The organism is Synechococcus sp. Tobar12-5m-g, assembly GCF_024345415.1.
Lineage (GTDB): Bacteria > Cyanobacteriota > Cyanobacteriia > PCC-6307 > Cyanobiaceae > Regnicoccus.
Genome location: NZ_JAGQBB010000030.1, coordinates 1 through 11,836, shown reverse-complemented (window position 1 = coordinate 11,836; position 11,836 = coordinate 1). Strand labels below are relative to the sequence as shown.

Genomic DNA, 11,836 nt, shown 5'->3' with positions numbered 1-11,836 from the left:
CCATCGACAACCTGTCGTGAGGGCATGCCTCGACCTGATCTGATCTGGCTGGCCCTGGTTGTTCTCACACTGCTGCTCGCTTTGCCGGCGGCTTCCTTTGCTGCCACCGAGACCTGCCCAGCGGAGATGGTGGCGATTCCCGGCGGCCGCTTCCGCATCGGCGCCGCCGGCCAGCTGGGGGAGGAGCGGGCGGCGGCCGGGGTGCGCCTCTCCCCCTTCTGCCTCGGCGCCCATGAGGTCACGAACCGGCAGTTCGCCGCCTTCGTGGCGGCCACCGGCTACCGCACCGTGGCCGAGCGCCCCCTCACGGTTGAGCAGTTCCCCGATCTCTCCCCGACCGAGCGCAAGCCGGGGTCCCTAGTGTTCGAGCCCGTGGCCGGGGATGGCCCGATCGAGGAACTCAGCTGGTGGCACTGGGTTCCGGGCGCCGACTGGCGCCACCCGCAGGGGCCGGGCAGCTCGATCGCCGGGCTCGACGACCATCCCGTCGTGCAGATCGCTTTCGACGACGCCCAGGCCTACGCCGCCTGGTCCGGGGCGGCCCTGCCCAGCGAGGCCCAGTGGGAGTTCGCCGCCCGCGGCGGCCTCAAGGATCAGGTGTTCGGCTGGGGGAACACCTGGAAGCCCGGCCTGGCCAACACCTGGCAGGGGGAGTTCCCCCGCCGCGATGACGCAGACGACGGCCATGCCGGCACCGCCCCCGTGGGCACCTACCCGCTCAACGGCTACGGCCTGTTCGACATGACCGGCAACGTCTGGGAGTGGACGGCGGACTGGTACCTGCCGGGTCACGACGGCCTGGCCCAGCGGCCTGACCCCGCCATCGACAGCGAGACGCAGAGCTTAGATCCCCGTGATCCGGGCGTCGCCAAGCACGTGATCAAGGGCGGCTCGTTCCTGTGCTCCCCCACCTACTGCAGCCGCTACCGCCCCGCCGCCCGGGAGGCCCAGAGCCCCGACACCGGCACCTCCCACATCGGTTTCCGTCTCGCTTCCCCGCTCCTCTCCACCCATGGCTAAGCCGCGTCCCTTCCGCTCCCCGATCGTTCGCCTGGCCGTGCTGGCACTGGTGGTGCTGCTGGTGGGCTGGCAGCTGGGCGGCCTGCCCGCCCTGGCCCAGAAGATCACCGGCACCCTGGGAGCCCCCAATGCCAGCACCACGCTCAGCGGCAACCAGCTGCCGGCCCCGGCGCCCCCCCCTTCGGCGGGGTGATCAAGGACGGGGCGCTGCAGTCGAAGTCCTGGTGGGCACCGCGGATCACGCCACCCCAGAGCGCGCCCAACGTGTTGCTGATCATCACCGACGACGCCGGTTTCGGGGTGCCCAGCACCTTCGGCGGCGTGATCCCCACCCCGGCCATGGACCGCGTCGCCAGGGCGGGCCTGCGGTACAACCGCATATTCTCCACGGCCCTGTGCTCCCCCACCCGCGCCGCCCTGATCACCGGCCGCAACCACCACTCGGCCGGTTTCGGGGTGATCTCGGAGCAGTCGACGGGCTTCCCCGGTTACAACAGCATCATCGAGCGCGACAAGGCCACGATCGGCCGCCTGCTCAAGGACAACGGCTACTCCACTGCCTGGTTCGGCAAGGACCACAACGTGCCCGCCTTCCAGGCCAGCCAGAGCGGACCGTTCGATCAATGGCCCACCGGCATGGGCTTCGAGTACTTCTACGGCTTCGTGGGTGGCGACGCCAACCAGTGGCAGCCGAACCTGTTCCGCAACACCACCCAGATCTATCCCTTCGAGGGCAAGGCTCCCGGCAGCTGGAACCTGGTGACGGCGATGGCCGATGACGCCATCGACTACATGACGCGGATGCACCAGATCAACCCCAGCAAGCCGCTGTTCATCAAGTACGCCCCCGGTGCCACCCATGCACCCCACCACCCCACCAAGGAGTGGGTGGACAGGATCCATGCCATGCATCTGTTCGATGATGGCTACGAGAAACTGAGGGAACGCATCTTCGCGAACCAGAAGAAACTTGGCGTGATTCCCAAGGACGCCAAGCTCGACCCCTGGCCCGCCGATGTGATCACCCCCTGGGATCAGTTGAGTCCCGAAGCCAAGAAGCTGTTCATCCGCCAGGTGGAGGTGTTCGCCGCCTATGCCGCCTACAGCGATTACGAGATCGGCCGGGTGATCCAGCAGTTCGACGATCTCGGCAAGCTCGATAACACGCTGATCGTCTACATCAACGGCGACAACGGCACCAGCGCCGAAGGTGGGCCCTTGGGTACCCCCAACGAAGTGGCCTTCTTCAACGGCCTCAACAAGCTGCCGGTTGAGGTGCAGATCAAGTTCTACGACGTCTGGGGCACCGATCTCACCTACAACCACATGTCGGCGGGCTGGAGTTGGGCGTTTGACACCCCGTTCAGCTGGTTCAAGCAGAACGCCTCCCGCCTGGGCGGTGTGAACCAGAACATGGTGGTGTCGTGGCCGGCGCGCATCAAGGACAAGGGCGGCCTGCGCGAACAGTTCGTGCACGTGATCGACGTGGTGCCCACGATCCTGGAAGCCGCCGGCCTGCGGGCGCCCGAGGTGGTGGATGGCATCCCCCAGAAACCGATCGAGGGCACAAGCTTTGCCTACACCTTCGACGGCAAAAATGCCAAGGCGCCCTCGCGCCACAATACCCAGTACTTCGAGATGATGGGCCAGTGGGGGCTCTACAACGAGGGCTGGCTGCTGAGCACCAAGGTGAACCGGGCCCCCTGGGACGCCTTCGGCCCGGCCAACCCTGATCCGCTCAACAACCAGGTGCTCGAGCTCTACAACCTCAACGATGATTTCAGCCAGAGCACCGACCTGGCATCCCAGAATCCCCAGAAGTTGAAGGAGATGAAGGCAGCCTTCATCGCCGAAGCGAAGAAGTATCAGGTGTTCCCGCTGGATGCCTCGGTGGCGGGGCGAATCGTGGCGCCCCGGCCGAACATCACCGCCGGCCGCAACACGTTCGTCTACACCCACCCGATGGTGGGGCTGCCCCAGGGCGATTCGCCCGTGCTGCTCAACACCTCCTACACCGTGACGGCTGACATCGACGTTCCGGCCGGCGGCGCCGAGGGCATGCTGCTCACCTCAGGTGGCCGCTTCGGCGGCTACGGCTTCTACCTGAAGAACAACAAGCCGGTGTGGCTGTGGAACATGGTGGATCTCGAGCGCCTGAAGTGGGAAGGCACCGAGCCGCTCACACCGGGCAAGCACAAGGTGGAGTTTGATTTCGTCTACGACGGCAAGGGGGCCGGCACCCTTGCCTTCAACAACTTCAGCGGCGTCGGCCGCCCCGGCACCGGCACCCTCAAGGTGGACGGCAATGTGGTCGCCACCAAGACCATGGCCAAAACCCTGCCGATGATCCTGCAATGGGATGAGAGCTTCGACGTGGGCTCCGACACCCTCACCGGCGTCAATGACGCCGATTACCAGCCGCCGTTCCGGTTCACCGGCAAGCTCAACAAGCTGACAATCAAGCTGGATCGGCCCCAGTTGTCCCCTGCGGACATCAAGAGCCTCGAGGCGGCGATGCGTACCAAGGCGGTCAGTGAATGATCCAGGCTCCTGCCGGCGTTGAACCCCAGCGGCTGCTGTTCCTGCCTGGCGCTTCGGGCAACACAAACTTCTGGAGGCCCGTTGCAGAGCGGCTTCACCACCAGGCCGAGCCGGTCCACCTGGGCTGGCCGGGGTTTGGTGACACGCTGAGTGACCCCAGGGTAAACGGATTCGACGATCTGCTGGCCCTGGTGCTGGCCCAGCTGGATCGGCCCTGCGCCCTGATCGCCCAGTCGATGGGTGGGGTGCTGGCGCTGCGGGCCGCCCTGGCCCAGCCGAAGCGGATCACCCACCTGGTGCTCTGCGCCACCTCGGGGGGGTTGCCGATGGCCGGCCTGGGGGCCGAGGACTGGCGCGAGAGTTTGCAGGATGCCCATCCCCAGCTGCCCAACTGGTTCGCCACCGACACCACCGACCTCACCCGAGAGCTGCCGCAGCTGACCCTGCCGGTGCTGTTGCTGTGGGGCGAGGCCGATCCGATCAGCCCGGTGAGGGTGGGCGAGAGGCTGGCGGCGTTGCTCCCCCGGGGCCGTTTGGAGGTGATCCCCGGCGCCGACCACGACCTGGGCCTGCTTCACGCCGACCGGGTGGCGCCCCTGATCGACGCGCACCTCACAGATGCGCACCTCATCGACGCCACGGTTCTCGCCCCGCCATGAGTAAATCCACCCGCACCTACTGGAATCCGCTGGGCGCGGACCAGGCACATCACTGGCGCTGGGTTGAGGGCCTGGAGGGCCAGGTGCAGGAGCTGATACTCAGTGAGGATCCGGCCACCGGGGAGATCACCCGCCTCACCCGCTTCCTGCCGGGTGCGGACACCGCCGCCTTCGGAGGCAAGGCCCACGACTTTCCCGAGGAGATCTTCATCGTCAGCGGGCGCCTCTACGACGAAGCCTTCGCGATCTGGCTGGAGCCGGGGCACTACGCCAGCCGGCCGCCCGGGGAGCAGCATGGCCCCTTCCGCAGCGATGAAGGCTGCCTGGTGCTGGATGTCTCCTTCCCCCAGCGAGGAGGGGAAGGATCGTCATGAGCGAGGCCGGCGCAGACCCTGGAGCTCATCCTCCAGCTCAGCGATCCGCTCCTGCAACGGCCGCAGCTGTGCTTCCAGCTCCGCTTCCGTGAATCGGGGCGTGATGAACTGGGGGCAGTTCCAGTCGAAGGCTTCCACCCGGATGAGAAAGAGGCGCTCCACCTCTCCCGCCTCGGCCTCCTGGGGGCCCAGCAGCTCCACCAGTTGCGGGTCGGCCTGAAGCGGCACCACCTCGGCCTCGCCGTCGAGCTTGAGCCTGCGGCGGGCGGGGTAATCCATCAGGAACAGGGCCACCCGCGGGTCGCGGCGCAGATGGCCGGCGGTGAGCAACTGGCGGTTGCCGCCGTAATCGGCGAAGCCCAGGGTGCGCTCGTCGAGCACCCTCAGGAATCCCACCGGCCCGCCCCGGTGCTGGATGTAGGGGGCACCTGCCTCGGTGAGGCTGGCCAGATAGAAGCTGTCGCGGGCGCGGATGAAGGTGATCTCCCGGGCGCCGAGGCGATCGGAATCCGGGGCCAGTGGCGGCCCATGACTCTGGCCGTAGGAGGCGCGCTGGGCCTCCCCCACGGCGGGGGTGAGATGGCGATGCAGGTAGTGCTGGCTCATCGGTGGCGTCTCCGCTCAGGCGTCCAGGCCCTTCATCGGTACATAACCCGGCAGGTCCTGGATCCGTGCAATCCAGGCGCGAACGTTGGGATAGGGGGCCAGATCGATGCCGCCATCCCCCGCCATGGCCACGTAGGGGAACACGGCGATGTCGGCGATGGTGGGGCGCTCCAGCTCCAGCCAGTGCCGATCGGCCAGGTGCAGCTCCAGTTGATCGAGGATGAAGGCAGCCTTCTCGCTGGCCCGCTTGATCGGGATCGAAGTCATGCCGAACAGGTGGTGCAGGCGGGCGCTCTCGGGGCCCTGCCTCACCTCGCCGGCGGCCGTGGAGAGCCAGCGCACCACCCGGGCCTGCCCGAGGGGATCGGTGGGCAGCCACACCCCATCCCCCTGGCGCGCGGCCAGATAGAAGAGGATCGCCTGGGCGTCGCAAAGGGTGATGCCGTCCTCCTCCAGCACGGGCACCTGGCCGAAGGGATTGAGCGCCAGGAAGGCGGACTGCTTGTGCTCGCCAGCCATCAGATCGACGCGGACCCATTCGTAGGGAACGCCGAGCAGGCCGAGCAGCAGGCGCACCTTGCTGCTGTTGCCGGAGAGTTCATGGCCGTGGAGCTTGATCATGGGCCCGAAGAGAGAGGGACGGGAGGGACCGGAATCCGGCCATACAGACAGACCTGTCTGCTCATGCAAAAGTAGCAGACCGTTCTGTCTACAGCGCTAGGCTGAGAAAACTTCATCAACGTCCATGGCCGGGAGCAGTGCCACCATCAGGGCCTCCGCCAAGCGGGACGCGCTGCTGGACACCGCCGAAGGCCTCTTCACCCGGCAGGGCTACCGGGCCGTGGGCATCGACACGGTGCTGGCCCAGGCCGGGGTGGCGAAGATGACCCTCTACAAGCACTTCAAATCGAAGGAGGAGCTGATCGCCGCCGTGCTGGAGCGCCGTGGCAACTCCATCGCCACGGCGCTGGCCGAGCGTATCGCCGCCGCGCCGGAGGAGCCCAGGGCACGCCTCCTGGCCGTGTTCGACTGGCTGGAGGAAGCGGTTCGCTCCCCTGAGTTCCACGGTTGCCTGTTCATCAAGGCCGCCAGCGAATACCCAGCCGCTGAGGATCTGCCGCGCCAGGCGGCGCTGGCCTTCAAGGAGGGTTGCCGAACCCTGCTGGAAGGGCTCTGCCGCGACCTTGGTGCCGGTGACCCCGAGGGTCTCGCCCGAGAGCTGCAGCTCCTGCTCGAAGGCACCTTGGTGATGGCCTTCCTGCAGCGGAATCCCCAGGCCGCCGGCGATGCCCGCCGGGCCGCCGAGGCCCTGCTGGGCGCATTTTTCCCTGAGGGTGTCCCTTCAGCTGCCCATGGCACCAACCGTATGGAGCCGAAGGTTTCCGCAGAAAGAAGAGTCCACATTGGGGTGGACAAAGACTCTGACCTGATCCACTCAGCGGAGATTGGGCGCCGGCTGGCGCCGAGGCATCAGGAGCTTTAAGCCGGCAGCTCAAGCCTGTTGCAGGCCCAGGTACTCCACGTAGGGCTCGAAGTCCCGATCGCTGAACAGCAGGGGCAGATTCGCCTGGATGCAGGCTGTGGCGATGATCCCGTCGATCGTCTTGCGCACGGTGATTCCCCGGCTGCGCAGGCTGCGGTAGTTCTCCGCTGCCCTGTAGGCGTTCTGAGGGCCGAGCATGGCCAGAAGAGGCATGGAGGCGAACAGCTGACGGGCCGTGGCCACATCACCATCGCGGCGGAACCCCTGCAGCACCTCCACCAGGATCAGATCACCGATCGCCACAGGCGTGCTGCCCAGCAGGCCATCGAAGCGTTCCACCTCGGGTGTGCTGACCCCATTGAAGAAGTCGATCCAGACCGACGAATCCACAACAATCACGCCTGCTCCCCGGCGGCAAGAGGTTGGTCCTGGCGCAGGCTGGCCAGGTCACCCTCCCAGAACAACTGGCCCCGCAACGCTTTGATCCGCTGCTGCTGGTCCAGCTTCACGAGGGTTCGCAGGCCAATCTCGACGGCTTCCCGCTTGGTGCGGGCACCGCTGGCCTGCATGGCATCGCGCATCAGCTGGTCATCGATGACGATGTTCGTGCGCATGGCCTGCCTGTCGTGATGTGTAGAGCTTAGGCACGCCATACACATAGGGGATGGATTGAGCTGACAGGGCGCCAAGGCCCTGCCGATCCATCACGGCTGCAGTTCAATCTCTCCAGGCCGCCAGGTTTTGTTGAACCAGGGCTCCAGCGGGCCGTAGAGCCGCAGCAGCGTGAACCAGCCCTTACCGGGTATCGTCTGCACCCAGTTCTGCTCGAATCCGGCAGGGGCTTTCGGACCGAACCAGACATCCACCGATCCATCGGCATTGGTTTTGATGCCCTTGTTCTGGCTGCTCACACTGGGGGCCTTCTGGTCGGTCTGAAGCATCGAGCGCGTCTGGTTGTCGTACACAATCACCGACCAGAAATCCTTCACAGGGATGTTGGGCGGCAGGCGCAGCCGGTAGGTTCTGCCGCCGTCGAACGGGTTGCCCTTGGAATCGAGGGAGGCCCAGGGGTACTGGGAGCCCTGGCCCACCATCTTCTCCTCCATGGCCGGTGTCACTCCGGTGGCGAAGTAGTAGAAGAAGGCCGCTCCATCCAGGTTGGCCACGCCGGGTGACACTTCGAACCTGTAGCCACCAAAGAAAGGCAGGCGCCAGGCGCTGTTGGGGTAGAAGAAAGCATCTCGATCGCGGATCTTGAAGGCGAGCGTTCGCGCCGTCACCGCACCGATGTTGGCGGCATCGGTGAGAATCTTCTTCATGCGCTCGTCAGGGTTGAAGGGTTTGCCCTTGACGATGCCGATCGAAGCGAACAGACCCAGGGTGGTGGGGTCGGAACCGGTAGAGGGCTCTTCCTGAATCACCTGGTTCAGCAACGCCCAGAAGGAGTAATCACCCGGGGCGACGAAGTTCGCCGGCACCCCGGAGGCATTGGCATACTTCATCGCCGGTGGGTTGGCCGCATCGGAGAGTTGGTAGATCTTCAGATTCTTTTTGACCGACTCCACCCCTGGCTTGGGGGAACCGTCCACAAGGAAGGAGCGGAAGGGCATCCAGTTGCCGTAGGTATTCGGACGAACGACGAAGTAGCCCTTGGGAATCTCGCCCATGTATCCCGGCGGAAGAATCAGGTACTTGCCGCCCTTCCCTTTGTCGGGACCTGTGATGCCAACATCCGTGACCCAGCGGTACCAAAAGTCATCGATGGTCCCCAGCACCTTGGGGGGGATTTCAACCACCAAGGGCCCTTTCTTGGTATCCAGCCAGATGAAGCTGTAGATCGTGTTGTCATTGGCGGTGAGTTCCACCGACCTGGGATCCACCAGGGTCTCCCAGATCACGTTGGTGGTGTTGACGGGGCCGAACTTGCGCAGCGAATCACGCATGCCGGCCTGGTTGACGATCGGGATGGCCAGCAGATAGGCCTGCAGGGCCCGGGATCGATCCAGGTTGTCGTAGATCTTCTCGATGGTGTCCGGCTTGGGGAAGCCATCGAGAAGATTCAGCGGGCCGATCGAGGTCTCGAGCCGGTCGGGCGTGGCCACTCCAGGTGCGATCGGCGTCGTCATCTTGTAGTTCTGGGCCTGGGTTGAAGCCGTTGTGGCCACGTTCGCCACAAGGGCAGCCACCGCCATGCTGGTGCGCAGGTGACGAAACGACTTCATTTTGATGACCCCTGGAGCTAGGGAGAACGTGATTTGAAGTCTAGCTCAACGTCGCACTGCTGTCTTTGTGGAGTTACAGTGAGAAGACAATCGTAATCATGGCTGAGTACGTAGTCCATGGTCTCCGTTGACATGCAAAAATCTCGCTAACAAATTTCAACCATGCTCAACCCCATGGTTTTCCTGCTGGCCTTCGCCCTGGCACCGGCGGCCATCGCCAGCCCCAATTCCACGAGGCATTTTAAGGCAGCTGAACCATCGGGCCTCCCCGCGGGCGGACTGGCGTCAGCCCTTGATGCTTGCGAAGGAGGCCCAGAACCCGATCACCAACCTGATCAGCCTGCCCTTTCAGAACAACAGCAACTTCGGCGTTGGACCGAAGGGGCAGCGAACCCAGAATGTGCCCAACATTCAGCCGGTGATTCCGGTTCCCCTCAGCAAGGATCTGCTGTTGGTCACCCGCACGATCGTTCCTTATCTCCACCAACCCACCTAGGCCTCCGGCAATGAGGGTGAGTTTGGCCTGGATGCTCCCGATCGGTGAGCAGAACGTGAATGCCTTGCTCAAGGCCTTCTGGAATGTGGTCAAATCGGATGGAGCTGGTGATTGGACCCTGCGGGCGAAGTTCCAGTTCCTGTTCCCCCGCTGAGTGGGAAGGCCCACACACTTGAACAGGACGAACCCGCACCTTGATGGAAGACCTCAACCGCTCCGTGATCACCCTGCTGGCGTTGATCAATCCGGTGATCTGCGGCGTGATGCTGTTGCAGCGCACGCCGGGGGCCTCCAACCGCCAGCGCCTGGCTCTGACAGGAAACGTGGTGCTGCGCACCGCCGCGATCCTCGTGATCAGCGCGGCCATCGGCCCCCAGCTGTTGCAGCGGTTGGGGATCTCCCTGGATGTGTTCCAGATCGTTGGCGGCGTGGTGATCACGATGATCGGCTACGGCATGTTTGCCCCCAGCCCCACGCCAGCGGCGCCGGTCGAGGAGAACGGCGCCCGCGAAAACCACTCCTCCCTCGATCCGATCGTGCTGTTCGCCGCCAGCCCCGGCACCATCTCCACCGTGCTGGCGCTGTCGGTGATGCATGGGCCGGGGCAGGGCCTGCTCACGGCCATCGCGGCGGTACTGATCGCCCTGGCGATCACCGCCGTGGTGATGGCGGTGATGGTGCTGCGCCCAGGTTCATCGGCGGGTCGCAATTCCTCCCTGATCAGCCGCTTCCTCGGCCTGATCCTGATCGCCATGGGGCTTCAGCTGGCGCTCACCAACCTGCGCGACTTTTTCCGCGCCGGTGCCTGAGCCAGGCCTCATTCGTTGACCATCGAGGCCTTCACTTCAACCGAGCCATCGCCGCATTGCACGAGGCGGCCGGTGGGATTGGCGACCAGGGTTCCCAGCGCAAGCTGGGGATCCGCCGGACGGATCTGGCCAGGCTGAAGGTTCATGCAGATGATCGTGGTGATCTTGGGGTTCTGCTTGGGGGTCAGAAAGGCCGCTCCCACGTAGGCATTGAGCTGGCCCACCTTGGCCCCCTGGGCTGGGATGACATAGCTGTAAGCGGCTTCGGTGGTGGTGCGCACGGCATAGTCGAAGGTGGGCGGAAGGGTGATCCCGAAATCCTGCTGAATGTTGGAAACCGTGGCGCGGAAGGCCCCATTCTTCTGGTAGTAGGTGCGTTGGCCTTCCATCATTTTTGCCACGGCTCTGAGGGCAGCCTTCTGATCTGGATTCGCCGGAAGCTGAGCGTTTGCAGGCAGGCCAGCCACCTTGCCCAAACCCAGCAGCAGGGCGGAGATCGCCAATGACCTCAGAAAGGGCTGACGTAAGTCAGGGAGCATGAACGGCCTCAGTAGACGGGTGGCAATGCGGCGAAGTTACCAGGAGGAATGCCTCCGTACGGCCCTTTCAGGCCGGTGCCCCATAGGCCACCTGGCAGACCGTATTGAGCAGCTGGGCTTCTGCCGCAGAAGCCGGCGGTTGGCCGTCGAGGAGGCCCTCCTGGCAGTTCGCTCCACCGAACAGCTGCATGCCTCCATCGACGCTGTAGAAGAAGCTCGCCCCCTGGCTGCCCACGGCCTCCACGGAGCCGTAGTTGAGCGTGTAGGTGGTTTTCGGCACCGTGATCACGGCCGATTGTTGCGCCGCCGCCTGGTTCACCAGCGCCGTGATGGCCGCACCGGTGGCCAGGCTGCTGAGTCCCCAGGCGGCAGCGCTTGGACCCCACCAGTTCCAGGCAGCAGGGTTCACTTGATACCAGCCTGCGCTCCAGGGCCGTGCCCCCCAGTAGCCGCCATTGACCCAGGCTGGATGGAAGCCGGCGTAAGGCCGGGCGTAGAAGCCGCGGTCCACAGCGCCGACCCCCACAGCTGGCCGTACATCCGCGCCGTAGACCGGGTGATAGCCAACGCCCACACCCACGCCCCTGCCCCAACCGCCCACGCCTACGCCGCCCCCGAAGCCGAGGCGGGCCAGGGCAGGCTGGATTCCAGGGCTGGCGCCGAGGGCCAAGCTGATCAACACCACCAGCGCCGCAGTGGCTCGGAGCCGGGCGCTTCGCGATCCTGAGGCCGCATCTGGGTTGTTCATCACAAGGGAGGTGTCCTGACTTCTTGTTGTCTAGCCCCGCCTTGGAACAGCGAACGGTGAGAAGAGGAGGAACGTCATCCCCTCTGATGCAGGGTCGACCCGCGACGCCGACGGGTCAGGGTGCAAGACAAAATCGCCAGTGGCGTTGATAGAAAACTCGACGGCAGTGCCAGGCAGCAGCTGCAGCGCATCACGGATGCGCTTGGGGATGGTGCCCCCGGGTTCAGGAAAGATGTCACCCCTTTCATCCGTACACCCGGGGGCTTGAGGAGATGACCGATGCGTCGCTACAGCGAGGCCGTCAAGGCTGATGTGAGAAGGCGGATGAGCCCGCCGCAC

16 protein-coding genes are annotated in these 11,836 nt (G+C 65.0%); 9 read left to right on the top strand and 7 right to left on the bottom strand.

Translation table 11 applies throughout. From position 1 onward, the window contains the following. The first annotated feature begins 24 nt into the window (after positions 1 to 24). From KBY66_RS14160 to KBY66_RS14140, 5 genes are all read left to right on the top strand, one after another. Positions 25 to 1,020 (top strand): formylglycine-generating enzyme family protein, encoded by a 996-nt coding sequence (locus tag KBY66_RS14160; RefSeq protein ID WP_255090260.1) that lies wholly within the window; start codon positions 25 to 27, stop codon positions 1,018 to 1,020. Beyond that, positions 1,013 to 1,213: a hypothetical protein gene (locus KBY66_RS14155; protein WP_255090259.1), complete on the top strand. Its 201-nt coding sequence runs from the start codon at positions 1,013 to 1,015 to the stop codon at positions 1,211 to 1,213. Before KBY66_RS14160 ends, KBY66_RS14155 begins: the two co-directional genes overlap by 8 nt. Before the next feature lie 71 nt (positions 1,214 to 1,284). Further along, positions 1,285 to 3,561 carry an arylsulfatase gene (locus KBY66_RS14150; RefSeq protein WP_255090258.1) on the top strand — a complete coding sequence of 759 codons (2,277 nt, stop codon included), beginning with the start codon at positions 1,285 to 1,287 and terminating at the stop codon, positions 3,559 to 3,561. Then, positions 3,558 to 4,220, top strand: a complete 663-nt coding sequence (locus KBY66_RS14145) for an alpha/beta fold hydrolase (RefSeq protein ID WP_255090257.1) — start codon at positions 3,558 to 3,560, stop codon at positions 4,218 to 4,220. The genes KBY66_RS14150 and KBY66_RS14145 overlap by 4 nt, the downstream gene beginning before the upstream one ends. Further along, positions 4,217 to 4,594 (top strand): cupin domain-containing protein, encoded by a 378-nt coding sequence (locus KBY66_RS14140; protein ID WP_255090256.1) that lies wholly within the window; start codon positions 4,217 to 4,219, stop codon positions 4,592 to 4,594. The genes KBY66_RS14145 and KBY66_RS14140 overlap by 4 nt, the downstream gene beginning before the upstream one ends. Here the strand turns inward: KBY66_RS14140 and KBY66_RS14135 are convergent. Together KBY66_RS14135 and KBY66_RS14130 are read right to left on the bottom strand one after the other, a co-directional pair. Next, positions 4,589 to 5,200 (bottom strand): pyridoxamine 5'-phosphate oxidase family protein, encoded by a 612-nt coding sequence (locus KBY66_RS14135; protein ID WP_255090255.1) that lies wholly within the window; start codon positions 5,198 to 5,200, stop codon positions 4,589 to 4,591. The genes KBY66_RS14140 and KBY66_RS14135 overlap by 6 nt on opposite strands. A 15-nt stretch (positions 5,201 to 5,215) precedes the next feature. After that, positions 5,216 to 5,821 carry a glutathione S-transferase family protein gene (locus tag KBY66_RS14130; protein ID WP_255090254.1) on the bottom strand — a complete coding sequence of 202 codons (606 nt, stop codon included), beginning with the start codon at positions 5,819 to 5,821 and terminating at the stop codon, positions 5,216 to 5,218. Positions 5,822 to 5,945: 124 nt separating this feature from the next. Here KBY66_RS14130 and KBY66_RS14125 point away from each other — a divergent pair, with 124 nt between their 5' ends. Continuing rightward, complete coding sequence (locus KBY66_RS14125) at positions 5,946 to 6,683, top strand: TetR/AcrR family transcriptional regulator (protein WP_255090253.1); 738 nt, start codon at positions 5,946 to 5,948, stop codon at positions 6,681 to 6,683. A 9-nt stretch (positions 6,684 to 6,692) separates the two neighbouring features. Here KBY66_RS14125 and KBY66_RS14120 read toward each other — a convergent pair whose 3' ends face one another. The 3 genes from KBY66_RS14120 to KBY66_RS14110 all read right to left on the bottom strand — a co-directional run bounded on the left by KBY66_RS14120 (position 6,693) and on the right by KBY66_RS14110 (position 8,905). After that, positions 6,693 to 7,073, bottom strand: a complete 381-nt coding sequence (locus KBY66_RS14120; protein ID WP_255090252.1) for a PIN domain nuclease — start codon at positions 7,071 to 7,073, stop codon at positions 6,693 to 6,695. A 5-nt stretch (positions 7,074 to 7,078) separates the two neighbouring features. Next, positions 7,079 to 7,297 carry a type II toxin-antitoxin system VapB family antitoxin gene (locus KBY66_RS14115; RefSeq protein ID WP_255090251.1) on the bottom strand — a complete coding sequence of 73 codons (219 nt, stop codon included), beginning with the start codon at positions 7,295 to 7,297 and terminating at the stop codon, positions 7,079 to 7,081. A gap of 90 nt (positions 7,298 to 7,387) precedes the next feature. Continuing rightward, positions 7,388 to 8,905: a DUF1254 domain-containing protein gene (locus KBY66_RS14110; RefSeq protein WP_255090250.1), complete on the bottom strand. Its 1,518-nt coding sequence runs from the start codon at positions 8,903 to 8,905 to the stop codon at positions 7,388 to 7,390. 292 nt (positions 8,906 to 9,197) lie between these two features. Here KBY66_RS14110 and KBY66_RS14105 point away from each other — a divergent pair, with 292 nt between their 5' ends. Genes KBY66_RS14105 through KBY66_RS14095 form a run of 3 tightly spaced genes read left to right on the top strand, consistent with a single transcriptional unit; the run spans position 9,198 to position 10,210 of the window. Beyond that, entirely contained in the window at positions 9,198 to 9,401 is a 204-nt protein-coding gene (locus tag KBY66_RS14105; RefSeq protein ID WP_255090249.1) for a hypothetical protein, read from the top strand. A gap of 31 nt (positions 9,402 to 9,432) precedes the next feature. Continuing rightward, positions 9,433 to 9,555 (top strand): hypothetical protein, encoded by a 123-nt coding sequence (locus KBY66_RS14100; protein ID WP_255090248.1) that lies wholly within the window; start codon positions 9,433 to 9,435, stop codon positions 9,553 to 9,555. A 43-nt stretch (positions 9,556 to 9,598) separates the two neighbouring features. Further along, positions 9,599 to 10,210 (top strand): MarC family protein, encoded by a 612-nt coding sequence (locus KBY66_RS14095; protein ID WP_255090247.1) that lies wholly within the window; start codon positions 9,599 to 9,601, stop codon positions 10,208 to 10,210. Between the two features lie 8 nt (positions 10,211 to 10,218). On the opposite strand, the gene KBY66_RS14090 is transcribed toward KBY66_RS14095, so the two are convergent. Both KBY66_RS14090 and KBY66_RS14085 read right to left on the bottom strand, forming a co-directional pair. Further along, entirely contained in the window at positions 10,219 to 10,749 is a 531-nt protein-coding gene (locus KBY66_RS14090; protein WP_255090246.1) for a type IV pilin-like G/H family protein, read from the bottom strand. A gap of 67 nt (positions 10,750 to 10,816) precedes the next feature. Further along, positions 10,817 to 11,497 (bottom strand): hypothetical protein, encoded by a 681-nt coding sequence (locus tag KBY66_RS14085; protein WP_255090245.1) that lies wholly within the window; start codon positions 11,495 to 11,497, stop codon positions 10,817 to 10,819. Positions 11,498 to 11,836: the final 339 nt, after the last annotated feature.